The 26,066-nt window shown below is 45.0% G+C and carries 23 protein-coding genes; 9 read left to right on the forward strand and 14 right to left on the reverse strand.

Translation table 11 applies throughout. The features are described 5' to 3' along the window. Nucleotides 1–34 precede the first annotated feature (34 nt). The 7 genes from C1752_RS15685 to C1752_RS15715 all read right to left on the reverse strand — a co-directional run bounded on the left by C1752_RS15685 (nt 35) and on the right by C1752_RS15715 (nt 8,416). The gene (locus C1752_RS15685; RefSeq protein WP_233501630.1) at nt 35–919 is read right to left on the reverse strand and encodes a glycosyltransferase family 2 protein; all 885 of its coding nucleotides are present in this window, start codon (nt 917–919) and stop codon (nt 35–37) included. Nucleotides 920–928: 9 nt separating this feature from the next. Next, the gene (locus C1752_RS15690; protein WP_110987004.1) at nt 929–1,900 is read right to left on the reverse strand and encodes a glycosyltransferase family 2 protein; all 972 of its coding nucleotides are present in this window, start codon (nt 1,898–1,900) and stop codon (nt 929–931) included. After that, a complete protein-coding gene (locus tag C1752_RS15695) occupies nt 1,884–3,116 on the reverse strand; it encodes a glycosyltransferase family 4 protein (protein ID WP_110987005.1) in 1,233 nt (410 codons plus the stop codon). The genes C1752_RS15690 and C1752_RS15695 overlap by 17 nt, the downstream gene beginning before the upstream one ends. 67 nt (nt 3,117–3,183) lie before the next feature. Then, on the reverse strand, nt 3,184–5,475 hold the full coding sequence (locus C1752_RS15700; RefSeq protein ID WP_110987006.1) for a polysaccharide pyruvyl transferase family protein: 2,292 nt from the start codon (nt 5,473–5,475) through the stop codon (nt 3,184–3,186). Nucleotides 5,476–5,502: 27 nt separating this feature from the next. Beyond that, a complete protein-coding gene (locus C1752_RS15705) occupies nt 5,503–6,264 on the reverse strand; it encodes a sulfotransferase domain-containing protein (RefSeq protein WP_110987007.1) in 762 nt (253 codons plus the stop codon). An 18-nt stretch (nt 6,265–6,282) separates the two neighbouring features. Next, entirely contained in the window at nt 6,283–7,569 is a 1,287-nt protein-coding gene (locus tag C1752_RS15710) for an ABC transporter ATP-binding protein (RefSeq protein ID WP_110987008.1), read from the reverse strand. Between the two features lie 10 nt (nt 7,570–7,579). After that, nucleotides 7,580–8,416, reverse strand: coding sequence for an ABC transporter permease (locus C1752_RS15715; protein WP_110987009.1), 837 nt, complete (start codon nt 8,414–8,416; stop codon nt 7,580–7,582). Between the two features lie 310 nt (nt 8,417–8,726). On the opposite strand from C1752_RS15715, the gene C1752_RS15720 reads away from it, so the two are divergent. Next, nucleotides 8,727–9,551 (forward strand): WecB/TagA/CpsF family glycosyltransferase, encoded by an 825-nt coding sequence (locus tag C1752_RS15720; protein WP_110987010.1) that lies wholly within the window; start codon nt 8,727–8,729, stop codon nt 9,549–9,551. A gap of 45 nt (nt 9,552–9,596) precedes the next feature. Further along, nucleotides 9,597–11,036 (forward strand): sugar transferase, encoded by a 1,440-nt coding sequence (locus C1752_RS15725; RefSeq protein WP_233501631.1) that lies wholly within the window; start codon nt 9,597–9,599, stop codon nt 11,034–11,036. A gap of 7 nt (nt 11,037–11,043) precedes the next feature. On the opposite strand, the gene C1752_RS15730 is transcribed toward C1752_RS15725, so the two are convergent. After that, on the reverse strand, nt 11,044–13,560 hold the full coding sequence (locus C1752_RS15730) for an O-antigen ligase family protein (RefSeq protein ID WP_110987012.1): 2,517 nt from the start codon (nt 13,558–13,560) through the stop codon (nt 11,044–11,046). 263 nt (nt 13,561–13,823) lie between these two features. Further along, entirely contained in the window at nt 13,824–14,066 is a 243-nt protein-coding gene (locus tag C1752_RS15735) for a type II toxin-antitoxin system VapB family antitoxin (protein ID WP_110987013.1), read from the reverse strand. A 336-nt stretch (nt 14,067–14,402) separates the two neighbouring features. Here C1752_RS15735 and C1752_RS15740 point away from each other — a divergent pair, with 336 nt between their 5' ends. The 3 genes from C1752_RS15740 to C1752_RS29355 all read left to right on the forward strand — a co-directional run bounded on the left by C1752_RS15740 (nt 14,403) and on the right by C1752_RS29355 (nt 18,413). Then, nucleotides 14,403–14,915: a type IV pilin-like G/H family protein gene (locus C1752_RS15740; protein ID WP_110987014.1), complete on the forward strand. Its 513-nt coding sequence runs from the start codon at nt 14,403–14,405 to the stop codon at nt 14,913–14,915. Nucleotides 14,916–15,725: 810 nt separating this feature from the next. Next, the gene (locus C1752_RS15745; RefSeq protein ID WP_110987015.1) at nt 15,726–16,208 is read left to right on the forward strand and encodes a type IV pilin-like G/H family protein; all 483 of its coding nucleotides are present in this window, start codon (nt 15,726–15,728) and stop codon (nt 16,206–16,208) included. Between the two features lie 21 nt (nt 16,209–16,229). Beyond that, nucleotides 16,230–18,413, forward strand: a complete 2,184-nt coding sequence (locus tag C1752_RS29355; protein ID WP_110987016.1) for an O-linked N-acetylglucosamine transferase, SPINDLY family protein — start codon at nt 16,230–16,232, stop codon at nt 18,411–18,413. A gap of 35 nt (nt 18,414–18,448) precedes the next feature. Here the strand turns inward: C1752_RS29355 and C1752_RS15755 are convergent, their stop codons facing one another. Together C1752_RS15755 and C1752_RS15760 are read right to left on the reverse strand one after the other, a co-directional pair. After that, nucleotides 18,449–20,035: an FkbM family methyltransferase gene (locus C1752_RS15755; protein ID WP_110987017.1), complete on the reverse strand. Its 1,587-nt coding sequence runs from the start codon at nt 20,033–20,035 to the stop codon at nt 18,449–18,451. Between the two features lie 89 nt (nt 20,036–20,124). Continuing rightward, nucleotides 20,125–21,003: an Rpn family recombination-promoting nuclease/putative transposase gene (locus C1752_RS15760; RefSeq protein ID WP_110987018.1), complete on the reverse strand. Its 879-nt coding sequence runs from the start codon at nt 21,001–21,003 to the stop codon at nt 20,125–20,127. A 301-nt stretch (nt 21,004–21,304) separates the two neighbouring features. Here C1752_RS15760 and C1752_RS15765 point away from each other — a divergent pair, with 301 nt between their 5' ends. Both C1752_RS15765 and C1752_RS28990 read left to right on the forward strand, forming a co-directional pair. Then, on the forward strand, nt 21,305–22,345 hold the full coding sequence (locus tag C1752_RS15765; RefSeq protein WP_110987019.1) for a Gfo/Idh/MocA family oxidoreductase: 1,041 nt from the start codon (nt 21,305–21,307) through the stop codon (nt 22,343–22,345). 113 nt (nt 22,346–22,458) lie between these two features. Then, a complete protein-coding gene (locus C1752_RS28990; protein ID WP_199464416.1) occupies nt 22,459–22,602 on the forward strand; it encodes a hypothetical protein in 144 nt (47 codons plus the stop codon). Here C1752_RS28990 and C1752_RS15770 read toward each other — a convergent pair. Together C1752_RS15770 and C1752_RS15775 are read right to left on the reverse strand one after the other, a co-directional pair. Next, nucleotides 22,595–23,128 (reverse strand): ComF family protein, encoded by a 534-nt coding sequence (locus tag C1752_RS15770; RefSeq protein WP_233501632.1) that lies wholly within the window; start codon nt 23,126–23,128, stop codon nt 22,595–22,597. The genes C1752_RS28990 and C1752_RS15770 overlap by 8 nt on opposite strands. A gap of 227 nt (nt 23,129–23,355) precedes the next feature. After that, nucleotides 23,356–23,742, reverse strand: a complete 387-nt coding sequence (locus C1752_RS15775) for a hypothetical protein (RefSeq protein ID WP_110987021.1) — start codon at nt 23,740–23,742, stop codon at nt 23,356–23,358. Nucleotides 23,743–23,969: 227 nt separating this feature from the next. Between C1752_RS15775 and queA the strand changes: the two genes are divergently transcribed. Beyond that, nucleotides 23,970–25,052: a tRNA preQ1(34) S-adenosylmethionine ribosyltransferase-isomerase QueA gene (gene queA / locus C1752_RS15780; RefSeq protein WP_110987022.1), complete on the forward strand. Its 1,083-nt coding sequence runs from the start codon at nt 23,970–23,972 to the stop codon at nt 25,050–25,052. A 3-nt stretch (nt 25,053–25,055) separates the two neighbouring features. Continuing rightward, nucleotides 25,056–25,376 carry a hypothetical protein gene (locus C1752_RS15785; RefSeq protein WP_110987023.1) on the forward strand — a complete coding sequence of 107 codons (321 nt, stop codon included), beginning with the start codon at nt 25,056–25,058 and terminating at the stop codon, nt 25,374–25,376. A 59-nt stretch (nt 25,377–25,435) separates the two neighbouring features. On the opposite strand, the gene C1752_RS15790 is transcribed toward C1752_RS15785, so the two are convergent. Beyond that, nucleotides 25,436–26,053 (reverse strand): DUF4126 domain-containing protein, encoded by a 618-nt coding sequence (locus tag C1752_RS15790; RefSeq protein WP_110987024.1) that lies wholly within the window; start codon nt 26,051–26,053, stop codon nt 25,436–25,438. Nucleotides 26,054–26,066: the final 13 nt, after the last annotated feature.

Below are 26,066 nucleotides of genomic sequence, written 5' to 3' on the forward strand. Positions count from 1 at the left end.
TTGATTTTAGTTTCTGGGCTTGATTATCAAAGGATTAACATAGATGACTAAACCGACGAATATATCGGTAGAAAGTTATACATAAAATAGAAGTATATTTTTTTAGAAACATTACTAAACCCCAGAAAGAGTAGGCTTCCCAATTGATATGAAACCAGACACGCCAACTGAGACCGGAGTAAGGATTAAACATTAGCTTAATGAGTTGGTTTGGCTCGTTATCTGTGGACAACCAGTTAGTGGGATAAAGAGGTGATTGGCCAGGAAGACTAACTGCTGGATAACGGCCATCAACAAAAATACTAAATTTATGTTGATGCGCCCTAATCAGGTACAGCGAATCCCCTCCATAGTGAGGTGTTCTGAAAAAATCCGGATAGCCGATTTCATCAATGACTTCTCTAGGAAGACAAACGATATTACCACTTAACAAATCACATGAAATAACACTATTATCTGGTGCCTGAATAAAACGATATCCTCGTAGAGTTTTTTTCTTGCCGCCATACGCTAATCCCCCATTCTGGCAAAAGCCTTGGCTGCCAATAATTGAACGTGGATGTTTCTGACAATAGTCCACCAAGCTAGAAAGTGTATCTCGCAATATCGTTGAATCATCATTCAGCCAGATGAAATACTTAGCTCCCTGCTCATAGGAATATTTCATCCCTTGAACGATCGCCCCAGTCCACCAAAGGCTTCCATGACCTTCGAGTACATTAACTTGCGGAAAAGCATTACGAACAGCTACTCCTGTTCCATCAGTAGAACCATCATCAACAACAACAACATGAAATTTTCCTAGATCACCCGTTACATCAAGATTCTCTAGACAAGCCAGCGTAATTTCTTTGCGATTGTGAACTGGAATTATAATAAACACTAGTTCCTTAGCGGGAGATAGCATACGACCAGACATGAGTAATCGTTATTTATTTTTCATTTCCATCTCTACAGAATTTGCGTCAAAGCTTGATGCAAATTCTTTGCTGAGTTGATCCTTATATAGAATATTTTTTAAATCTCTGATTTTTTGTAAAATGCTAACAGGTAATAAAGCTCTTAGAATTATAAACAGAATAAAATTCAAGTACATTCTGACAAAAACAAATAGCGCTAACTGATCATAGGTTTTTCTACAGAAGTACCAAAATGCAGGTGGATATAAGTTAGACTTCAGCGTAAAAATCTCTTTCCACCTAGCCTTCATCGATATTGGACTTGAAGCCCATCCTTCTTCAGATGGATTGAACTCACACACAGCCGTTGCATCACCAATAACCCTTAGACGATAACCATATTTTTTTGCTTGCCATGTATAGGCTATGTCTGCCAGACAATGCGGCAATTTATCTGCAGGAGGAAAACCTAACTGATCTACAACTATTTTTGGGAAGCATACTAAATTCCCACTTAAACAATCACACTCAACAAGGCTATTTTTTGGCGTGAAAATAAGTCGGGTAGAAGTAAGAGACTTTTTATGACCACCGTAAGTAGGATATTGCAGATTCTGGGCGGAGTAGCATTGGGCAGATGCAATAATTTTCGTATGCTCTGCACATTCTGCAACCATCCTTTTAATAGTTCCAACAGAGGGGAAGGTGTCATCATTTAACCAAACAAAGTAATCAGCTCCATGCTCAATTGCATACTCCATACCCCTTACAATTGCCCCTGCCCACCACAAATCCCCATCTCCACTCAGAACAGTTACTTCAGGAAAATCCTCTTCAAGCATGGTAAATGTACCATCAGTTGAACCATCATCAACAACCACAATCTGATAACGACATAGATCTCCTATTTCTCTGAGATGCTTTAAGCAGGAAAATGTTATTGACTTTCGATTATGAACAGGAATAATAATAAAGACTAATAAATCATTTGTATGCTGCATTTTTTCTTATTTTTTCATAGATTTTTATATATCTTTGAGCTTGTAAAGAGAGTGAGTATTCTTCGCAAGCAATACTACGACATTTTTTCCCAAAAGAGGCACGTAAGGCATCATCTTCGAGTAGTTCTATAATTCCTTGGGCAAAATCATGACTGTCTTCTGGTTTAGCTAAAAACCCCGTCTTCCCAGGTCGGACGAGATCAGGAACGCCTCCTATATCAAAAGAAATAATGGGGGTTCCACAAGCCATACTTTCTTGCAATGTGAGCGGCAAATTATCCGCACGAGTCGGAAATAGAAAGAGATCAGCAGCAGAATAGGCAATGGCTTTAAAGCGATCGCTTCCTGTATACCCCAAACTGATGTGTTGAATACCAAGGTCATCTGCAGGCGTTACCTCACCAGCCCCCAGCGTCAGAAGAATAATTTCCTGTTTTAGGGAAGGGGATAATTGCGCGAGGGATCTGTATAGCAGGTCAATGCCTTTACGTAGATCACTGAGACGATCGGCAGCAAACATTAGCACCCTGCGGTTTGAAGGTATACCTAAAATAGCTCTGCACTGTTGAGGATCTAGAGGGTAGTATGAGCTTGTATTAATGCCATTGGGGATATGGTGAATAGGAAACTTATTGAGAAGACTTGCTTGAGTCAGTTTATATAGCCAAGAACTCGGAACAACTATATCTAGATTAGAATGGCTATAAAGCCAGTCTTTGAGTCGCCATTCCAAATGACTAGCATCTTTACCAATTTGAGGATAGGTCTCAGGATATGGACATTGTCCACATCCAATCTGCCAACGATTACAGTCAAAGCTATAAGCACAATGCCCTGTAAAGCTCCACATATCATGAAGAGTCCAAACCGTTGGCTTCTGCTGAGTCAAATGGGGAAGCGCTAGATAATTAAAGTAATCGCCATGAATATTATGGAGGTTAACGATATCAGCTTCTTGATAACTCTTTTGATGCTTAATATTAAAGCTGCTGAGAATATGAAGATAATTGAGACCAAAGCCTGAGAAGACACGTGAGACTAAGGCATCGATTGCCCTTTTACGGGAGATGGTTGATACAAGCTTATTTTGTGACTTGCATATATCTACAAGTAGCTGAGAATCGACTGTATTTTCCAACAGACCTTCATGTAATCGATACGCCGCAATCGCAGCACCACCTTCAATATCGGTTTGATTGATATGTAAAACCCTCATAAGCACTAGGGTACACACAATAGGATACCAACATTACAAAAAAGAGCTGCAGCATAGTCATAATATATTAGCCAGTTGAAAGCAAAATTTCCATTTTTTCTTTCCAATTGCCATTAGCAATATCATGAACCGAAATCAATCTGTTAAGTTTACCGACATCTCGCAAATATGCCTCTATTTTACCTCCACTAGTATAATCAATCGCAAAGTATGGCACATCAAGATTTTCTGCAAATACAACAGAGTGAAATCTCATGCAAATATTTAATTGTGAATGGAACATATTATGCAAAATCACAAACGGAGATACTGGCTCCCTAGCAAAGGAGACATTATTCAGCCCACTCGATCTACTCAATTTAGATTGAATAGATCTCGCAAGAGAACGATTGAAAACTCTATCATCTCCACCAACATGAAATACATGCATTGGTAGAAGGTGGACATCTAAGTTTTTAGCTTGAGCAACGAATGCAATCAAGTGTGCTAACTGAAATTCAAACTTGTTCTTAGCTAACTCGTATTCTTGTTGCTCTAAACCAAGAGAATATTCTTTTCCCCATTCTCTTAAAAAGCAAGATATTGTAGATCCCATGCCTTGAGGAGGCATAGATTGTATTAGCTTTTCCCTTTGCTCTAAGACATAGTAAGTGGCGGGATCGGCAACAGTATCTGATGGGGCAATAGAAAAATCATTGAGACAACGCTCAGTAGAAGCTCGATCTCGAAGAGTAATATGATTAGAAAGCCTAAAGATTTCAGAAACAACCTGCATATAAATTGGTTGTGACAATGGTCCAAGACCACATCCTTCAATCCTGGCAATTGAATTATATTTTGCACTTTGGATAAAAGCATAAAGGATATGATTGAGAGGCTCAATATCCATTAAAGGGCCGCCGCCAACAACCATCTCATCAACTTCTGCGCAAACGCTATCAAAGTTCTGAGTATAAGTTTCGACAATAGTAATTTCACCAAGCTCCATTTCTTTTATTGTCCATTGAGATATAAATGGGAAGAGACTGGAGAGATAGATTGTCTTAGGAGGAATAGATCGAGTTCGGAGATTTCGAACGATAGTCGATAATATAGCCTTATCGCCTACAGTTTCAGTTCCATACCAACCAAGAATTAATACTTTTTGAGAGTTTAAGTTAGAAAAATCATAACTAAGGGATTCAATCTTAGAATATTTTATTGACTTGCTAATAAGAAGATCACATTTATATTTGTTTTTCCTAATACGAGAAAATATTTTCTCGTTCAATAATTCATTTATAGTCAAAGACTCATGGTAGTCATGAATACAAGAGGAACAATCATTCTCGATAATCGCCTCCCTTGTTCTTAGATTCTGAAAATAGATATTTGATGCAGATTCGTTTAAAGAATTACCAAGGACTGGAGATTTAGGGGAGCAATATAGTAAATCGCCTGATGAGGCTAAAACTACGGCATTTGATTGATAAGGACATCCAATTTGTCTTGGCTTACCCTCCGTTAGCATTTTCCTTATATTCCTATATGTCTTTTTGTAAATTTCATCTGTTTCAAAAGCATGCTCTAGACGGAAGAAAAAAAGACCTAGATGATAGGAAGTAACATCATCAAATGCTCTTATAAATTGAGATTGCTCAGCGTTATATAATCTATCTATAAATTCTGCTACTCTAAAACGTCCATATATTCCTTTTGATATCGCATAGTCGAGAAGTTCATCAACATATAGTGCATTTGAAGCTGAAATAGTACATCCAAAGGATGTATTTATTCCTGTTTCATTATGAAAAAAATCTAAGAGAGAAGTAGCAGTATTAAAATTGCCCTTACGACCTCGTACCACATCATGTATTTCACTGATGCCATCTAAAGATATCATCAAGTTGAAATCAACATCATATGAATTACAAACTTCGGCACAGTCTAAAACTTTCTGTCTAACTGAATTTTCTATGATTCCATTAGTAATTAATCCAGCACCTAAAATCTTTGGTTTCTTAGTACAAATTACTTCAAAAATCTCAGAAAGATCAGACCTCAGGGTCGGCTCACCACCACTCACACCAATGTATTTTATATCACTAAATAATGGGTCTAGTAATACTATACTTAGTTCAGAAGGGCTGATCTCCTTGCTTTTTTTGTTTTTCCATATCAAGCACATCTGGCAGCGAGAATTACATGTATCATTGACCAATAGATTTACGACTGTTGGCTTAGGAGGTACTATCTTTCTTAGTTTTTTAAATCGGAGGTCCCTATAAGCAGACATCACAAAGGGTTTAATCTTATTCAGTCTTTCCCTGTAAATCTTTGGGATTAAGCGTTTAGCATAGCTTTTGATATGATTTTTCATCACTGACAATTATCTATATATAGAGCATTAGATGTAATTAAAATACTTTAGTAAAGTAGCAGCCTCTTCTAATATGAAATCTTCATCCTCACTGGAAAAGTGATTTTTCCAATCGCCACTTATCCCTTTTCTTACAAATATTGTTGATTTTTCTTCTGCATTTAAATCTTTAAACGGACGTCCTCTCTCGGCTTCAATTCTCTGCATTCTTTCGAAGGAAGAAGATTTTACAGCAGCCTTGATTTCCTCTTCGTTAAATCTATCTTTCCACAAAATACTTGCAAGCTTAGATACTTCTAAACAAGGATTTTTTAGTAAATCCTCATACCTAATTATTGAGATAATATTCGACGCATTAATCCATGAGTTGACGTGATCATGCCATCGACTCGGGAAAATATCTTGCTTTCTAATAAATTTCGAGAATGTCATATCTAACATTAATTTTTTTCGTAAATAGTGATAATAGGAGACATATACATCTCTCGCGTCTCTCACAAGGTATATTACTTTAGGATAGTTTTTGTTAAATAAATGATGACTTTTTATTATTCTTGGCCTTGATAAATTCTCAAGGATTTTACTATGCACACCAATCTCGGGAATGACTGAGATAGAGGTGTGAAAATCAATATCATCCTCTGTCTCAGTTATTAAATTTGCGATGATAAACCGAAGCCATGTATTCCCTGACTTTGGATAAGAGACTAGAAATGTATCATCAGGAAAAATTACTTCTTTAGCCCCCCCACCCCTAAATATTCGTGCCTTTACTTTTTTTGCAAACATAATTAAATTCTTCAAAAATCATTTTTTGTTGTATGTTTTCCAGCTCGCCTGCGAACGAATTAGACCTTCATTCTTTCCTCTTGCATTATCATTTATGCTAATATCTGCAATCTCTAGATATAATACACTGTCGATACTTATAAAATTTTTTACCCCTCTCATGCCAGCGTTGATTTTTAGTGAAAATTGTCCGGAATTCAGAAAATTTCCTGGAATTTTACATCGACTTACATAACGTCCTGGGCATCGAGATGCACCTATCTCTTCGCCATAAACATCATAGGTATCAAATAGTTTGACCCCACTAAAAGTGTTGACAGTTACTCCAATCCTGTAAGAGGTAATATCCTTTAATAGATCGTACTCTATTTCAATATAAAAATCAGATCTTGGATCGATATGTGAAGTGATTTTCCCTTGATTGTTTACAATGCGGATAGCTTTCAATAAAAATTCATTTACATTTAGATTGGCTATACCTTTTTTCCATATTTTTTCGCCTTTCTTAGTTGCATTAGAGCTTAAATATTGTGCAACAATATGCTCTGCATTATCGTTTGCACGGAGCGTTCCATTCTCAATCCAAAAGGCACTTTGACAAAGTTGAGTCACAGCTCCCATATTATGGCTGACGAACAAGACAGTTCGCCCCTTATTTGTGGCGATATCTTCCATTTTACCTAAACATTTATTTTGGAAAGCAATGTCTCCAACAGCTAAGACTTCATCAACGACAAGAATTTCTGGTTCCAAATGTGCAGCGACAGCAAAGGCTAATCTGACATACATGCCACTCGAATATCGTTTTACTGGGGTATCTAAAAACTTTTCAACCTCAGCAAAATCAACGATCTCTTCAAATTTACGTTTAATTTCAAATCTGCTCATCCCCAAAATAGCACCATTCAGATAGATATTTTCTCTACCAGTCAGTTCTGGATGAAAGCCCGTACCCACTTCTAATAAACTAGCAACTCTCCCATTAATAAAGATCCGCCCAGTGGTCGGTTCAGTAATACGGCTAAGGACCTTTAGAAGAGTCGATTTTCCAGCACCATTCCTGCCAATAATGCCAACGCGATCGCCTTGTTTAATCTCAAACGAGACATCGCTCAATGCCCAGAAATCTTCTTTCGTAGGCCCCTCACCACTGTTGTTGCTCAGTGGATTAATATATCTTCCAACGGCTTTAGCCCTATCCGCCAATACATCCCGTAGGGCCTTGTATTGCGATTGCTCTGCCTGCTTATAACCAATAATGTATTTCTTACCTAGATTCTCAGCCTTGATAACAGTCTCAGACATAACTCACCTCTCAAATTACATCTGCAAATGTGCGTTCCATTCGGCGGAAATACCAGATACCACTCCCCAACAGAAACAGTACTAGCCCTAATGACAACGCAAAACCTAAACCATAGAGTTGTGTCTCGTGGCCTAAGATAGACCAACGAAAACCGTCGATAACCCCGACCATTGGGTTAAGAAAGTAGAGCAACCGCCATCTCTCGGGCACAATGCTACTGCTAAAACCAACTGGAGAGATATAGAGTCCAAACTGGACAACAAACGGCACGATGTATCGAAAATCTCGATACTGAACATTAAGTGCAGCCAACCACAATCCAACCCCCATCGCTGCAGCAAAGGCAATCATAATAAACAGCGGCAGTACTAAAATGCGCCAACTGGGTACAAAGTTATACCAGGCCATTAATCCCACCATAATCATCCCCGAGATCAAAAAATCCACAAAGCTGACAATTACAGCGCTGGTGGGAATAATTAAGCGAGGGAAATATACCTTCGACAGCAAGTTAGAATTCGAGATCAGACTATTGCTGCATTCTGTCAGTGCATTTGCGAAAAACTGCCAAGGTAACATTGCGGCAAAAACTAGAATGGGATAAGGCACTCCCTCAGATGGGAGTTTAGCCAAATTACCAAAGACAACGGTAAACACCATCATTGTCAAGAATGGCCGAATTAAAGCCCAAGCAATACCAATTACTGTTTGTTTATAGCGCACCAAAACATCACGCCATGCGAGGAAATAGAACAGCTCTCGATATCGCCATAAGTCTTGCCAGTACTGGCGTTCAGTACGTCCAGCTTCAATAATTAATTCTGGCGGATGTTGCTGTTTGCGCATTAAAGAACCGTATGTTAAACAGCGGGTGGCTCATCCATAACATACCCATACTGAGGCATTTTTTGTCAGAGCAAGACAGAGCAGCAGCATTTCAGTAATAGTGAGGAACAAGTATATACGGTCTTACCCCCCTGTCCCCTTCAATCAGATACAAGCAGTAGAGTCTCACCATTTTTTATGAAGCAACGACAAAGATATGGCTACATACCCCCTTTTATCTCGTAAGGCTCACTAATCTGTGTCTTACAGCAAGATGTCTCTTTCTATGAAACCTAGGGAAAAACATCAATATTTTTGATCCTGTCTCTCTATGAGTGATACAAAGCAAGATAACCACAGAAAGCATCATTTACTGGGTGTTCTATTAAATATCACAAGTTATGAGGACGCTTGCGATCGCATCTCGAACTGGGCACTGACCAAACAATCCTGCTACATCATTGCAGCAAACGTTCACGTCGTAATGACGGCTTACTGGAATTCCGCCTATCGACAAGTCGTGAATCACGCGGCAATGGTTACCCCCGATGGAATGCCCTTAGTTTTGGCACTGCGCTGGTTAGGCTGGCCTCAGGCCACCAGAGTCTATGGCCCAGATTTAATGCTGCACTGCTGTCAGCGGGCGGCTCAAGATAAACTACCCATCTATTTGTATGGCGGGACAAATGCCATGCTGAAAAAGCTACAGCAAAATCTTGTGCTGCGCTTTCCAGAATTAAAAATTGTAGGGGCATACTCCCCTCCCTTCCGAGACCTAACCTTAGAAGAAGAGCAGCAAAGTCTTGAGCAAATCCATCAAAGTGGTGCAGCTATTGTCTTTGTCGCCCTCGGCTGTCCCAAACAAGAGCTATGGATGGCAAGACAGCAGGGTCAACTAGACGCCGTCATGATTGGTGTAGGCGCAGCCTTTGGTTTTCATAGCGGCGAAGTGAGTCAAGCTCCACGATGGATGATGGCACTCAGTTTAGAATGGCTATATCGTTTAATGACTGAACCTAAGCGTCTCTGGAAACGCTATCTCATAAACAATCCAGCCTTCGTTTTGTTACTGAGTCGAGAACTTCTTCGGCATACCTTGAAGCAAGATCAAACTTCCGCAGTGTCCCAAGCCAATGATCGCGACATCGCTGGGTAGGATAGGCATAGTGGTTTATCATGTCTCATCCTTAGCTTGCTTGCTGTGCACCAACCCACCCCAAAAACACCGCTTCACGAGGATATTCGAGCGATTCGTTCAGCTAACCCTGGACGCAAAAGTTTACAGCAACGGCTAAATATGGGCGTGCTCGTAGCTGTAGATTTAGCGGCTCTTGGCTGCGCTTGGAGAATTGCAGCACAACTCAATAAGCTTTACTCTCCTATTCCCTCTCAACTTGTATGGTGGAACTTCCTAGGGCTACCAAGCTTGTTTTGGGTCTTTTCTGGGATAACTCTAGTAATTTTGTTTAGTGGTGGACTTTACAGCCGCGCCATCGCCTGGAAAGACTATGTGCGCTCTGCCCAATTGGTCAGCCTCGCCTACCTGTTGGCTCTAGTCGTCAGTTACTTCTATGACCCAAAGCTGGATGCCCCGCGATCGCTCTTTTTCAGTGCCTGGTTCCTGAGCGTTACTTTCATCATCGGGTTTAGACTCCTCTCCACCCTTTTGCTCCAGCAGCTTGAGCAGAGACAGCCCACAGTAGCTCTATTCCTAATTGCTCCTGCTGAGCGCTTGCCGCGTCTCTCCAAATTGCTAGAGCAGCGATCGCACTACCACATTGTCGGTGCCGCCCTTGCCTCCACTGCCAGCGCGAACGCAACTCTCAATTCCATCCTCAGATCTAAAGCCCAGGAAGTCATCGTCGCAGAACTACCGCCAACGGAACTTGCCTCTACCCTCTATTGGCAACTCCGGCGCTTAGGAATAACCCTCCGCCTGATACCATCCAGCGTAGAAGTGCTGCATCGTCGCGGTATCTCCGAAATTTTTGCCGGAATGCCCACCCTGCGAGCCGCGCCGCCGATGCTTCTAGGGCTAGACTACCGGACTAAACGAGCTATTGATATGGTTGCTGCCGCCTGCGGGTTGTTGGTGCTGGCTCCTTTTTTAATTGGAGTTGCGATCGCAATTAAAACAACCTCTCCCGGCTCCGTTTTTTACCGGCAAGAGCGCGTCGGACTCCACGGCAAAGTCTTTCAGATGTGGAAATTTCGCACAATGGTAGCGAACGCTGCTATGCTTCAGGCCAAACTAGAAGCACAGAACGAATCACAGGACGGGATTCTATTCAAGATAAAAGATGACCCGCGCATGACTAAGATTGGTAGCTTTCTACGCCGGACCAGCATCGACGAACTGCCTCAACTTATTAATGTATTAGTCGGACAAATGAGTTTAGTGGGACCACGCCCATTACCCATTCGAGATGTTGAGCGTTTTAACTCATGGCATCATATTCGGCATCAGGTCGTTCCCGGCATAACTGGGCTGTGGCAAATCTCAGGGCGATCGCACATCGACGACTTTGACCAAGCCGCCCGCCTCGATCTCTACTACATCGACAACTGGACGCTGAATCTAGACTTTGAAATCCTGGTTGAAACCGTTCGGATTGTTCTGTTTGCCAGTGGTGCCTATTAGAGCAAGCCTAGCTTTCAGAAGCCTGTATAGATCGCCATAAGCTTTCGCAGAAAGGCTGTAGAGCGATATCTAATGCTGGACTATAAGCAAGAGAGGGGAAAAGCTCAGCCAAAAACTGAGACACCGCAGCATTCTCGACCACTGGGAAAAAGTCAGACGGAGCAGGACCATCAATGTGGCGACTGAGAACCCCAAAACCAGCACGAACGCGCGGATATTGTTGTAAGGGAGCATTTTTCTTAACCCACTGTTCGAAAGAATCAGAGCGCTCCATACCTGCCTGAAGAGCCTGAACATCCTGCGGTTTCGGTAGAGCTTGATTGGCCTGCAGTAGCGCTCTTTCAAGCCACTGGATCCGTTGTTGAGGCTCTAACCAAGCCTTGAGGATAGGGATATTAGTAGAGATAGCCTCACCTCTAGAGATCGATAAAACAGCCTTTCCAAGGGGGGGGGCACTTTTTTCCCATTGAGCTGCCGCAGCGGAGAGATTGCCCTGCCACCAATACACGCCACCTAAACATTGATGCAAGTAGGCCGTTAAAGAATCTTGGGCGGAGTGAGTCTTTAGCAGTTGTTGATAGAGCTGCACCACCTCTTCTTGTACTTGAGGGTAAAACGTTGCTGTCGGCGGCGATTGCAGCAAGGGACTGGTGAGAAAGAGAGGATCTCTGAGAATTTCAAGAGCAATGGCCTGCACCCCTAAATCTGCTTTGCCCTGTAACAGCAGACTTTGCCCCAAACTATAGAATCCCCCGCGTTTGGCAGGCATAAGCTGCGTAGATTTAAGAAAAGATTCAGTTGATTGGGACGGCTGGCGATTCAAGAGCTGTTGCCAACCCAGACTACTGGTCCCTGACTCTTGAGAAGGAGACACCTGAACGTGACGCTCGAAAAACTCCAGGCTTTGCCTAGCTCTAACTTGATTAATCTGAGCGTCATCACTACGGACACTGCCCAAGTTCCAGCCCAACTGATAGGAGTAGTAAGGCTCCCAAGGAGCAAGCTGATGGGCCTGCTCTAGATCCGTAGTAAAGGATTCAAATTGCTCTTCTGCTAAAGCCGCAAAACCTCGACTAGAAAGCTGCCACGCTCGATGAATAGGCGCGAGCCATATCCCTACAGCCAACAATAGTCCCACTAGTCCCCAGCATAAAATCTTGATACGCTTCGTGCTGTGCACCTCAGAAGATAACGGTAAATATTGGCGCAGAAGCGATAGCAGACCGACTAGGTAAAGAATCAGGGTGCCGCTGATGCAAACAATATCGAGCTGATAATCAGTCAAGGCAACGATGCCATACCCGCCTAGCCCCGCAAGCAGACTCCAGGACATAATGCGATCGCCCTCTAATTCTACGGGCTGTGCTTGCCACAGCCTTACCCCCCAATACACCAACCAGCCAATCATAAAGATGCATAGAGCAATCCCCAGCGCACCCAACTCAGCCCAAACCTGGGCAGGCGTCCCGTGGAGTTGATACACCAGTTCAGCTTCTCGGCCAGCCCAAGCCGGTCGATAGGACTGGTAAAGTAACGGAACACTGCCGGGTCCGGCACCCAAGAGTGGGTGAGCCAGCCCCATTGCCCATCCCGTTGCGTTCGTAATCAAACGAAATGCAACGGTGCTCCCCGCACTATCCCGAGAGAAAGCACTCACTAGCAGCGCACGCAGCCGATTGTTCGCCAGTACCGTACCGAAAAGACCAATCAATAGGCCCAGCCCCATCAGCCAACGGAAGCGTGGCGATAGGCGCTTCAGTAGTACTACTCCAGAGACGGCTACTAGAGCCATGCCCAACCACCCTCCACGGGAACTAGTGGTATAAAGATCCACAAGCCCTAAAAGCGCACCCAGGCCCCATACCCATTTCCATTTCGATGAGGCCCGTAGGCAAAGCCCTATAAGCAGCGGCAAGGTCAAAACTAGAAAACCCGCCACATAATTTTGGTGTCCAATGGGTGCCCAGTTGCGCAGCTCCAATACTGAAAAATCAAAGGAGCGCTCCAGTCCCGAAGCTCGTAAGTCAGCCAAACGGTTCATTTCTGGTAGCAGGGTTTGAAAGAACCAGAGGCTAAGACTCACCGCAATAAATGCCAAACTCAAGCCACCTTGGGCAGCGAGGAGCTTCTGTCTTCGTGACGGACTAGAACACCAAGTGTTGAGAGCATAGAGGGCGGCTATTGCACATAATGCAGCCCAACTATGCCAACGAGCCTGCTGCGGGAATTGAGCCAAGAGCGTTGACCCCAATACCCCCAAAACGGTGAGCGCTGTTCCATAATCAAGGCCATAGCCCAATCGGGTGAGCTGAAACTGCATCCACCACGTTCTGAGCAGCCACAGCCAGGGCAGAAATAAGCCAACCTGCCAAAGCAAGACCCAGGGCCAAGCCACCACTAAACTACTGCTGTCGGGCAATAGCGTAAATAGAGCATAAAAGCCAAATGCGAGGGGGCCAAACAGATCTCTAGAAGAAGATGGCTGGACAGATGTCTTTAGAGACGCAGTTCCATTAGACTCCATTGCAGCTCCCAAGAATAAACGTTGGTTAAGGACAGCACTCAGAGTCTATCTATATAGATCGAGACTTCCCTCAGCAGTGAGGATACCCGATTCTTTGGTGAAATTGGATGCAAGGCTGGGTCAAGCGCAAGTATGCGGCGATGAGATGTTCAGAAACCTGCCGCACGAAAGTCTTTGCCAGCATGAGGCTGAGATCGTCTGCTGATCCAGTGCTGCCTATCTTGGCACTTGTAATGAGAGCACAACCACAACAGTATCCACAATCATATGGAAAAGCCATCTTTGTTATAAAGGGAGCCTGGACCAAAATCATTGGCTTTACATTTCGCCGTAGATTGAAGGGTCGCCAAATGTTTTGCTAACCGTGTTTGCCGCCTCAGCCGCCTCTGCTCTCGATACTCATGCTCTAAAGCGGCTTTTACGATCTCGGTTGGGCCTTGCCCCGTCAGTTCACGCAGTCGCTGAATTAAGCAATTAACTTTGGCATTTTTAATATTGATATCCATATTTCCATAATTTAATTTCTACAACCAAGTTATAGACCATCTTTCTTGGGCAGATACGGAGCAAAAACCGGCTTTATCGATAAAAGTACAAAAGGCTAGAATGCTTTACTGCGGCGGTGTTGGCACGTGAGGAGTAATGAGACAAAGCACATTATGTCTATGCAGATCCACTGGCAGAGAACCGTCTTTATCAAGGCTCTATACTCTATGCGGAGAGCTTTCTAGGTAAGATCACTGAACTTTCATTGAGGTGATATGAAAACGGAAGGAGCTGGGTAATGTAGATGTGGGAGCGAAAACAACAACCTTAATTCCAACAAAGAGAGACTGAAGAATATGAAATCTACATTCACTGCTAAGTACCTCCAGCACCTAACTAGCAAGAAGAAGAACAACGAAGGATTCACGCTAATTGAGCTTTTGGTTGTGATCATCATCGTCGGCGTTTTGGCTGCCATTGCTCTACCTAGCTTCTTAAATCAGATTGGTAAAGCTCGGGGTTCTGAAGCTAAATCTACTCTAGGCACAATCAACCGTTCTCAGCAGGCTTATCGTTTAGAAAATAATACTTTTGCAACCGCGACTGGTACTCTAGACGCTAGAATCACCGAAAAATTCTATAATGTTGGCGTCACTGCAGCGGGTGTCAATACTACCTTTGCAGCTCATACAGCAGCAGCAGTCAATGGTGATCTCAAGTCCTATGGTTCTGCAGTTTCTCAAGCTGCAGATGGTACATCTTTTTCACAGATTGTTTGTGAGACAGAGGCAAACACTCAAACTGCACCAGCGGTTACATCTACAGCTGCGGGCCATTGTGCTACTCTCAACAGCAAGTCTGTTGAGTAAGTAACTTTCACAGATTGGTGAAGGCTACAGCTGCTCAACCATAAGAACATCAGGTAGGTGGAAACATCTACCTGACACCAATAAAATCTTCTATAAGATATCGGAAATATTCTAGACCAGAAGTATAAACGCAGGTCATACCTTGGCAGTTTAAGATATGAGTGACACATATTTAAATCTTTAACACTACAGTAGTACATATCACACATTCCGAATATTTTCAGACCATAAAGTTTGGATTATATGAAGAACCTACAGAAGGCAAATCCTACTGTTGCAGCAGTGAAGTGCAAATTGCAAGTCTCACTTCAAGCCCAAACCTAGGTAATCGATGCTTCCATTGGCTTTCAGAGAGTCAATTTACAAATATGAAAACAAACTGAGCAGTCAATTGCATTTCAGAGGCTTGCTCTCGACAAAAACATATAAGCCAGCTAATACCTATAGCTAGTTGCTCTCGTTGACGAGACAATCAAAATTTCAAAGACTTTACTTTACTAGAACTTCAAAGTTCTAGCAATATTATCAGTGCAGTGCACCTTAGCACAATAGTCCGGACACTTTTTTAGTGCCTGGATGACCATTCCTCTAGGGTTACGGAGTACCAATGATCATTAAATCAAAGTCAGGTCTGAACCTGAGTTGCATTTAATTCGATGTTTCCTACACTCCATATACTGAAAGCCTTATGGCTACGTTCTGAAAACTGTCCGGAGTATTGTCAGCAAACATTGCACATAAAACATTAATCCTCAAATATCAAAACGCTACAGCTTCGGTATTTTATTGCAATTTATCTAATTGAAAACAATGTTAATGCTCAATCTATTATATCGGAATAAAGGCTTTACACTGATTGAGTTACTAGTAGCAATTGTTATTATTGGCGCATTGGGAGCAATAGCTTTACCCAGCTACTTAAATCAAGCTTCTAAGGCTAAAGGATCTGAAGCAAAATCGCATCTAGGAAATATCAAGACAGCGCAAGCAGCCTATCGGCTAGAGACTAACGCTTTTGCAACGAGCTTAGGCGATTTAGATGTAAGAGTTACCGGTAAATTTTACACCTATTCAGTTGAAGGCACTCCTACTTCTCTATATGCAGAGCATCGAGCAGTTCCTGGAGCAGGGAATAATGACTTAAGGCGCTATGCTTCTGCAGTATCTCAGCCCAATGAGTCAGTATTGACATCAGTTATTTGTCAAAGCGACAGCTCTCTTGGTAGTGGTGGAACCGTGAACGTAGTCGATACAACGCTTGCCTGCGATACTGGAAGCAGTAAAATTGACTGATAAATAGATTTCGATTAGCTTATGGATAATACTTATTCAAGCGATCAAGCGAAAAACTTAGTCCAAGCAGCAAAGTCTTCTTTCTCTGAAGGCAGGTATTCTGAAGCCGCTCAACTCTATGACCAGTTAGTTTCGCTACAACCTAAGATCAGCACACATTACTGGTACTTGGGTTTATCACTGCTGCTGATAGAGCAGGAGTCTGAAGCTCAGGCGACATGGCTCGAAGGGGTAGTAGAGTTTACAGAAGACGGCACACTTTCTCTTTTAAGCATTCTAAAATTTGAAGTAGAAAGGCTCGAGACAGCCTTCAATATGCAATCAGCATGGTTGGTTCGAAAATACATCCAAGAGATTGACCCTGATGATTTAGAGAACCTCTTGATAGCTCTTGATCATTCTGCCAACTTAGGATTTCTTGCAGAGTCTGACGAACTAATCTATCAAGTTATAGATTTAATTGGCCAGCATGAACATTTCGATAGCGATGCGTTGCCAAAAGTAGTAAGCAGCCTACTCATAAATTCCCCTCATTCTACTGCTGCTGTTGATTTTATAGAGATCTGTATAGAGAAATACACAAACTCACAAAAATTAGCCAGTATTCTTTTCTCGATCATTAATGATATTCAGCAAAATCACTCTATTCGCAGAGAAAACGTTATTAGGCTAGTTCATTTATGTCTAGACTTCTCACCTCAAAACTCATCTGTCTTAATTAACCTAATCTCTCTCTATCAAGAGATAGGTCAATACAATAGAAGCATTGAGTATGGGAAACAACTTGTTGAGGTCTCTAGAACTAAATTTGATAGGATCTCGGCAATCTATCTCCTTGTAAAAGGATTTCTTTTGTCTGGCGGCAAGTGGCTAGAAGCAGAAAGTTCCTATCGAGAGTGCCATCATCTAATTCAAAGTTTTCTGAGCGAATCTCCCAGTCTTGACTTAGATAAATCAATGCGCCTGCTCGTGATTACAGGAGTAAGTCCCTACTTCTCAGATAATCCAGCAGCACATAACATCATTCGAAAGCAAATAATTCAGTCTTCTTGCACGAATTTTTCTAGGCAATCGATAGATACGGAGAAGCGGCATCAATCTAACAGGCCTCTGCGAATAGGATATATATCATCTTGTTTCCGCAGGCACTCTGTTGCATGGTTGTCTCGGTGGATTTTTCAGTATCATAATTCCGATAAGTTTCACATATATGCTTATTCGCTTAAGCGTACAGATGATGATTTACAGAACTTTATTGCCAATCAGGTACAGAATTTTGTTCATGTCTCCCCTGACGCAAAACCTACAGAAATAGCAAAGCATATCCAGCAAGATGAAATTGATATTTTGGTGGATTTAGATAGTATTACTTCTAAGAAAATCTGTTCTGTCATGATGTTGAAGCCTGCGCCTATCCAAGTTACTTGGTTGGGATCAGATGCATCTGGTGTACCAGTAATTGATTATTTCATGGCGGATCAATATGTTTTGCCTGATACTGCTCACGATTATTACACCTCAAAAATCTGGCGTTTACCTAAGACATACGTCGCGGTTGATGGCTTTGAAGCTAGCACACCCACGTTACGTCGTTGTCATTTAAGTATTCCCAACGACGCTGTTGTCTTTTTTAGCTCTCAGACAGGATATAAGCGACACCAAAAAACAGTTCACTTGCAGATGAAGATCCTGCGCGAAGTTCCTGGTAGTTTTTTCCTGGTGAGAGGATTATCTGATGGAGATTCTGTCCAAGCCTTTTTTGCAGATATAGCTGAGCAGGAAGGTGTAAGTTTCGACCGTTTTCGTTTTTTGCCAACTTTCCCTTCAGAAGAAATTCATCGAGCCAATTTACAAATTGCCGATGTCGTTCTAGATACCTATCCATACAATGGTGCAACTACAACTTTAGAAACGTTATGGATGGGTATTCCTTTAGTTACTCGCGTAGGTGAGCAGTTCGCAGCCCGTAATAGCTATGCCTTCATGATGAACGTAGGTGTTGCTGAAGGCATAGCTTGGACTGACGAAGAATATATAGAATGGGGCATCCGCCTGGGCACAGATGAAGCACTGCGCAAGAAAGTTGCTTGGCAGCTCAAGCAATCGAGACACACCTCACCCCTTTGGGATGCCAAGAAATTTACTTGCGAGATGGAAAACGCCTACTGCCAGATGTGGGCCAAGTACACCGAACAAGTCAGCTAACGGCAAAGCTATGCGGTCGTGGAGGGACTCTGCACTCAGCTAACTGGCTGAGTGAGTGGTAAGTCCTGAGGCCATGCAATTAAATTGAGGCGATCCTGATAGTCTCTCAATGAGGCAAGGGGAATCAAGGCTTTTGTAAATGGCTGATAACCGTGGATTTGATAGCCCTCCTTCTTCAGATAGTTCGTCACTTCGAGGTTGCTGCCCTGACTGCCAGCAATATTTTCGTAAAGAATAATAGGTTTGAACTTTGCTAATAGTGTTTTACTTCCTGCAAGCACAGATAGCTCATGCCCTTCAGCATCAATCTTTAGAAAGTCTATCTGCTGAAGATTTTCGCGATTACAAATCTCATCCAGCGTAAAACAATTCACCTTCTCTGCTCCATCTGGGGCATTCTCTTCCGCAACCAGCTCATTTAACTCACTCGCTGAATTGAGCGATAAATAGGAGGTACCGTTACGATCGCTAGCAGCCCCCGCATAAATCGTCACCCAATCAAACTGGTTCACTAGGCGAGTCTCCTCCAAGCAACGAATACAGCCTGAGAAGGGTTCCACAGCAATCACCCGTCCCTCAGAACCAACCCGCTTAGCGGCGCTAAACGTATACACGCCCACATTGGCTCCCACATCAATCACAGTCATCCCTGGCTGCAGCCAATGCCGCCAAAATTCCATCTCATCCTCGAACCAGTCCCCTTCCGCCAGCAGCACACTCGTCACAATGCTACGAAAGCTAGGCTCAACAGCAAGCGTAATCTCTTGGTCAAACGCAACATAGGTATTCGGTTGCTCCGCCGTCACTTGAGTCCACTGCTCAGAGGCGTCGTGCAAATTGCCACTCGTTAAACTCTGGGCAGTTGTCAACCAATGCTCAGCAGTTTGGCACTGCCCCAAATCACGATACGCAATATGAAGCGCCTGGAGTACAGACATTTCCTGGGGCGCTAATTCTGCGGCTCGATGAAGATACATCAGACTTTCCCAAGCCCCGTTCATGATGCCTGAAACTCCTGCCCTTAGATTAATTGACACAGAGCTGAGAATTGTTTGATTGGCAAGTTGCAGAAACCGAAAGCCTGTTGGGCTATAAAAGACAAACTGCGATCTCCACAGCACTTCACTCGCCAACTTCAGCCCCTGGGCAAATGCTGTCTGCTCTTCCATCATGTTGGCAAACCAACTCTGCATATCTTCGCTAGTTATCTGCCAAGTTAGAGGTCGATACATCAGTCCCTTCGGCACGTCTGAAAGCAGAGAAATTGGCTGCAACGCACTCAGAATTAAATTGAAAGAGATGTCACAGGCTGTTTCACGATCTCCCAGCATGCTTTGCAGTAAAGCTAGATGAACCTGACAAAGCGAATGACTACCTCCTTGTTGCAAGGCATCCACCGCCATCTCGACATAAAACGATCGCATCATCCCATCATCAGACCGCTCAGCCTCAATTAGAGCCATGACCCCCACATTATTGCAATCCAACTCAGTCTTCGGATTCTCCCAATCCGTCTGCTCCAAGATCTCTATGACTCCACCCCTCATCTCAGATACCACCTCAACACCCAGAGCATCAAGATACTGGAAATAGGTCTCAGAATAGGACGTGCGATCACTCATGCTCTAACTCAAATTAGGGACAGAATCGATCTTAATATCCCCAATTTCGGGCGATCTGCACACACCCTTCTGAAATCTGTGACAGCAGATCACGCATTACGAGCCAGCCAATTGACCAAATCAGTCTGGTCCGAAAAATCCAGCAGCGCATCACTTAAATTTTCTAACTGAGAGATAGGCAACCCCCGAATCTGTGCATCTACTGGGGATGAAATCGTTCCAAATCGTCGATTGAGCAACCGCAATATGAGCGCAACCTCTCCTTCCTGACGACCTTCCTGACGACCTTCCTGACGACCTTCCTGACGGCCTTCCTGCAAAGCCTCTTGATAGACCTTTGTTTGTCTCAATTCCCCAAGGCTAAACATACGTTCAATCTCCTCTCGACTGAGTTTCGGAAACTTGTAAACCATAATCGTTTCAATCATCTCTATTATCTCTCGAATTTTAGGCGTTGCACTCCGCTGGCTTCGAGCCTGTTCAACGAGTCTCTGAGCCTGCATCTCGGCGGTCTGCGGCCTAGCAACAATAAGCTGCACTAAACCGACACCCAACGAATCAGTCTCAACGGTTTGCAAATCTTCCAAATAGATCCGCTGTACCTGTGGGCAATCGAGTAAAGAACGAAAAAGATGAGACTGAGATGGCTCAGTACTACGCTTCGCAAATAGAACAGCGGCTCGCCAGTCAACCGCCTGCGGATACTGCTGCAAAAACAGGAAAATCTCTGAGAAGAAGCGGTGGTAGAACTCTGGATCAGACTGAACCTGAACCTCCACAAACCAAACGGTAGGGTCAATCGCATCTGGCTGGGGTAAAAACACACCATCAATGCGGAATGCAACTTGCTTCAGCTCAACGGAGCGGAACTGGTAATTCTGAGCAGCTTGCGCAGGCTGGCCCAAGAGTTCAAAAAAGATACTGGGTGCAGTCTGGAAAATTCGGTAGAAAAGAGAATCTGTCTTCAAGCAACATTCCTGCCTATTAACAGAATTGATTGTAGATGGAAAGTTGGACTGCCTTGATGATGAGAGCCTCGTGACTCTGCGGTGAAGAACCGACAAAAGTCTCAGTACCAATAGCTCCCCTGTTCAGATCACTTCACATCTCTCTCGAGGAACCTTACCAGTCGTTTAAGTTTCTTCATATTTAGAGGTATTGTATTAATATCCGTGGCAACAAATAGCTATCGGTTTATCCCTGAATATGCTGTGAGGAACTGGGGGAAACAGGGAAGTGAAACAACAGTTGTCATCCAAATCCTTTCTGATGGGGCGGACGCCACTACAGCCCGTGCGCGTCGGCGTGATCGGCGTAGGCAACATGGGCCAGCACCACACTCGAGTGCTGAGCTTGCTCAAAGATGTCGAACTCATTGGTATTTCTGACCTTGATCGCGAACGGGGCATTGACACCGCCAGCAAATATCAGGTGCAGTTTTTTCACAACTATCGCTCGATGCTGCCCCACGTTGATGCAGTGTGCGTCGCAGTCCCGACCCGACTGCATCACGAAGTCGGGATGACCTGCTTGCAGGCTGGCATCCATGTCTTAATTGAAAAACCAATCGCCGCCAGTATTGCGGAAGCCGAATCTCTCGTCAATACTGCAGCCCAACAACAGTGCATTCTGCAGGTGGGCCATATTGAGCGCTTTAACCCAGCCTTTCAAGAACTGACCAACGTTCTAAAAACAGAAGAAGTGCTAGCCCTCGAAGCCCATCGCATGAGTCCTTACTCCGATCGAGCAAACGATGTCTCAGTGGTTCTAGATTTGATGATCCACGACATCGATCTGCTGCAGGAAATTGCAGCCGCTCCCGTTATTAAGCTGACGGCCAGCGGCAGCCAGTCAGGACCGGGCTATCTCGACTACGTGACGGCTACGCTGGGGTTTGCCAACGGCATTGTCGCCACGCTTACCTCTAGTAAGGTGACCCATCGCAAGCAGCGACGGATAGTGGCTCACTGTAAAAACTCACTGACCGAAGCCGATTTCTTGAACAACGATATTCAGATTCACCGACAGGTCACAGCAAGCTGCATGGCGGCCCACGGACAGGTTCTCTACCGCCAGGATGGCCTCATTGAGCAGGTCTCTACGAGTAATATTGAACCCCTTCATGCGGAGTTAGAGCATTTTGTAAACTGTGTGCGAGGTGGCGATCAGCCGTCAGTGGGCGGGGCTCAGGCCCTCAAGGCTCTGCGGCTAGCTAGCCTGATAGAACAGATGGCACTTGATGGCTGTACCTGGGAAACATCTAGCGATGGACTGGAGCTAAGCTCACCTTCTGCAACGCTGCAGATCTAAAACTTAATCTCGACATCATCAGATCGAGTCACTTTCTCAATTTGAATGGTCTACACTACAGATTGCAATAACCCAACGGGCTTCATTTAGACTTGGAGAGAGGATCGAGCAATATGTCTTCAGATTTTGACCGTGGCATCATGAAGTTTGAGGGTGCCGATAAACCTGTCACGATCGCTCTGTCTGCGGTGATCGTATTAGGTTCTATTGCTGTTTTGATTGGATGGGCACTGCGCTCTGCCTATATCTTTAGCTAGTATTTTGCTGGCTCTGGCTGGAACGGTTGAAGCGTTGCGCTTGGGCAACTGCAACAGTACCGTGTACTTGAATGCCTGATTTCTGTAAAACCTGGGTGGCGGCTTTGATAGTGGCCCCAGTGGTATATATATCGTCCAGTAACAGTACAGGCCATTTAGGTCGCTGACGCTTGAAGTCCGGTCCCAGGGCAAAGGCTTGCTCTAGATTGCGCTGACGTTCGGTGATGGTCAGACCAAATTGGGCTTGGGTGGCTCGACGGCGGATTAAGGCTTGCGATCGCATCTTCAACCCGGTCACCTGACAAAAGCTACGGGCAATCAACTCTGCCTGGTTATAGCCCCGTTGAGATCGACGCTGATCATGGAGCGGAATCGGCACCACAACACATTGCTGGAGCACCTCCTGCTGTAGCCACGATTGTGCCAACCACTGACCCAACGGACGTGCGATTTCAGCTCTGCCGTCATACTTGAGGAGTGCGATCGCTCGTTTTAGAGCACCCGCATAGTTCCCCCATGCCAACACCGTAGTGCTCGAACACTTACTTTGGCACACCTGTAGTTGAGACAAACAATCTGAGCAAAAAACTGCTGTCGCCCAGCGTTGACAAAGGGGGCAGCGAGGCCGCAAGCCTAACCTAAGAATACCCTCGACAATGGAAACCCATGCCATCTGCCGAAACCTATTCGGCACTTGATAGAGAGATTGTGCAGAATACTGACAAAATACTCAAGACAGGCGCACCCGCGCTCCTAAGCCAACGTCTCCGGACAATAGCCCAGACCCTTGATAAACTGCTCTCTGAAGGCCTTGATCTCTGTTAAATCCGGTGCACCATGGGCAATGACCGCCACCTGATAGCGCTCCATCACCGTCACCGGAGACTGCCCATCTTCCAGCGCTTCTAGAACATTGCGGACCCTAACATTGGGGGAGTAGGAGACACCCAGCTCCATCAGGAAGGCTTGAAAGTCACCTTCAGCCTGCTCAGTCCATCCGGCCGCCTGGACCCGCAAAATCCAGCCGTTTAACCGATGAATAACACTCACAAACTGGGTCGGTAAATGCGGGCTGCTACGCAGATGTTGAATCGCGCGCAGTACGAGTGTTGAATTACTAAAGCTGTAGAGATAGTCCATGCCATTTTCTCCGTGGGTGCTCTTGAGGCCCTCTTGCTAGCACCTGTTACACCTGTCTTCTTCTATTGTCAGCGGGATTTTCTATGCCGGATACCGAAGAACCCCCATAATAATTAGGGAGTTATACCCAAACTTGAGAAAACCCCTTAAGAACTGGCTGAGATCCTCTCTCTGACTAAGTATTTTAGCCTAACGCCATTCTTCTTCATCGCGATTTTGTGCCCAGCATGTCTAACGCACCCTACTCCCAAGATCACTGTCTGAGCGCCTACGACTACACCCTCCCAGAGACCTTGATTGCCCAGACACCGATGGTGCCCCGCGATCGGTCACGTCTGCTCGTTGTTGAACCCACCACCCACCAGCACCGACACTTCTACGAGCTCCCTCAGCTTCTGCGATCCGGCGATTTGCTAGTACTCAACAATACCCGCGTTATTCCAGCGCGACTCTTGGGTTATAAGCTTTCAAGCAAGGGCGGTCAAATTCCCGTCGAGGTTCTGCTGTTAGAACCTCGACCCGACCAATGCTGGCTAGCGCTTGTCAAACCCGGTCGGCGGCTCAAACCAGGAGCCAATATTATCTTTGGCAATCCGGAACAACCGAGCCTGCAGGCAACGGTTCTAGAAACAGATGCAGAAACACGGGGGCGCATTATCCAGTTTCATGTCGATTCTGGCAAAGTTTTAGAGGCCAAGATCCATCAGCTAGGGCAGCTCCCGCTCCCTCCCTATATTCACCATTCCAGCGCCGCACCTGAACAATATCAAACCGTCTTCGCTGAACAACCCGGAGCCGTCGCGGCCCCCACCGCTGGCCTGCACTTTACACCTCAGTTGCTAGAACAGCTTAGTGCTCAAGGCATCCAACAAGCCTGGATTACTTTGCATGTGGGTCTCGGCACCTTCCGCCCCGTCGAGATTGACCACATTACCGATCACAGGATGCACGCCGAATGGATTGACATTTCTCCCGCCACAGTTGCAGCCGTTCAGCAGACCCAGGCTCAAGGGGGCCGCATTATTGCAGTGGGGACAACTGCCGTCCGCGCCCTGGAGGGAGCAGCGCAGTCGGGCACACTCCAGCCCTATCGAGGCAAAACGCAGATTTTTATCTATCCCGGTTATCAGTGGCAGGTCGTAGACGGGTTGATTACGAACTTTCATTTGCCCAAGTCGAGTTTGATGATGCTGGTGAGTGCGCTCATCGGTCGCCAGCGCCTGCTTACTCTCTATCAAGAGGCCATTGACGAGCGGTATCGCTTTTACTCCTTTGGTGATGCAATGTTGATTATGCCCGTTAGAGATTGATTCATGCAGCAAGAGCCGAAACCGGATGCCCAAGAGCAGGAGCTAGAGCTGCTGCGACAGGAAAAAATGATTTTACTAGGACTGATGGCGGGGGGATACGCCTACTTTTTGCGCCAGTTTATGATCGGCCATCACACCCCCACTGGCCTAAGCTCTGACCTATGCGAACAGACGATTCTAGATGCTCTTAAACGAGTGGTCTCTACTCAGGAGCGGTTTGGCTATGAGTATCTCTCTGAGATTGAAGCCGCGTTGACCCGCATGAGTCAGGCTTATCCTCTGGAGCCTTACGTGCAACAGGTGGCCTCACCTGAGCGCGATTGAGGAACGAGGAACCAGAGTTCAGATAACGGAGAGGGTGCTGCAGCTCATTTTTGACCTGCCTACGTAAAGACTCGAACCTTGGACAGACTCTTTCGCTGGGCAGCTTCGCGCCGTTTATGCCGTGCGCGACGCAGCATGTTGATCGCCTTCCTAATCAGGCCGATCATAATCAAGATTACGGCTGTGGCCGCGAACAAAGGCAGCGCTAGACCCAGCAACGTCAAAAGAACCGACAACCCTGCTTCTGCAGTTGAAACAACTGGGGTGGCCGTCCCCACGGTTAAAGTGTTGGCAGCAAAGCGAGTGGCGGCAGTGGCGCTTTCTACAATTCCCGCTGAGCCGCCGCCAGCCAAAAGTGCCAGCGACCATTGGAGAACGGGATTAAGATCGCCTAGGCTGGCTGCAGTGAGGACGGTGCCAATGGCGATGGCTGTGGGAATCTCAATCAGATCTAGTAGATTGCTAATTCCCGGCACGTAGTAGGCCAAGATTTCAATGACGGTGGCTGTTGCTAAGACCATCAAAGCAGGGTAGGTTCCCAGCCACTGCAGACTAGGCAGCAGCTGGAGGTCGCCGATGAGGGCAGCAATGCTGAGGATTAAAGGGGGGATAAAGATTCTCAGACCACAGGCGGCACTCAAGGTAATCCCAAGACATAGGCCAATCAATACGTCCATCAATGAATGTGCT

Origin of the sequence: Acaryochloris thomasi RCC1774 (assembly GCF_003231495.1) — a bacterium.
In the GTDB taxonomy this organism is placed as follows: domain Bacteria; phylum Cyanobacteriota; class Cyanobacteriia; order Thermosynechococcales; family Thermosynechococcaceae; genus RCC1774.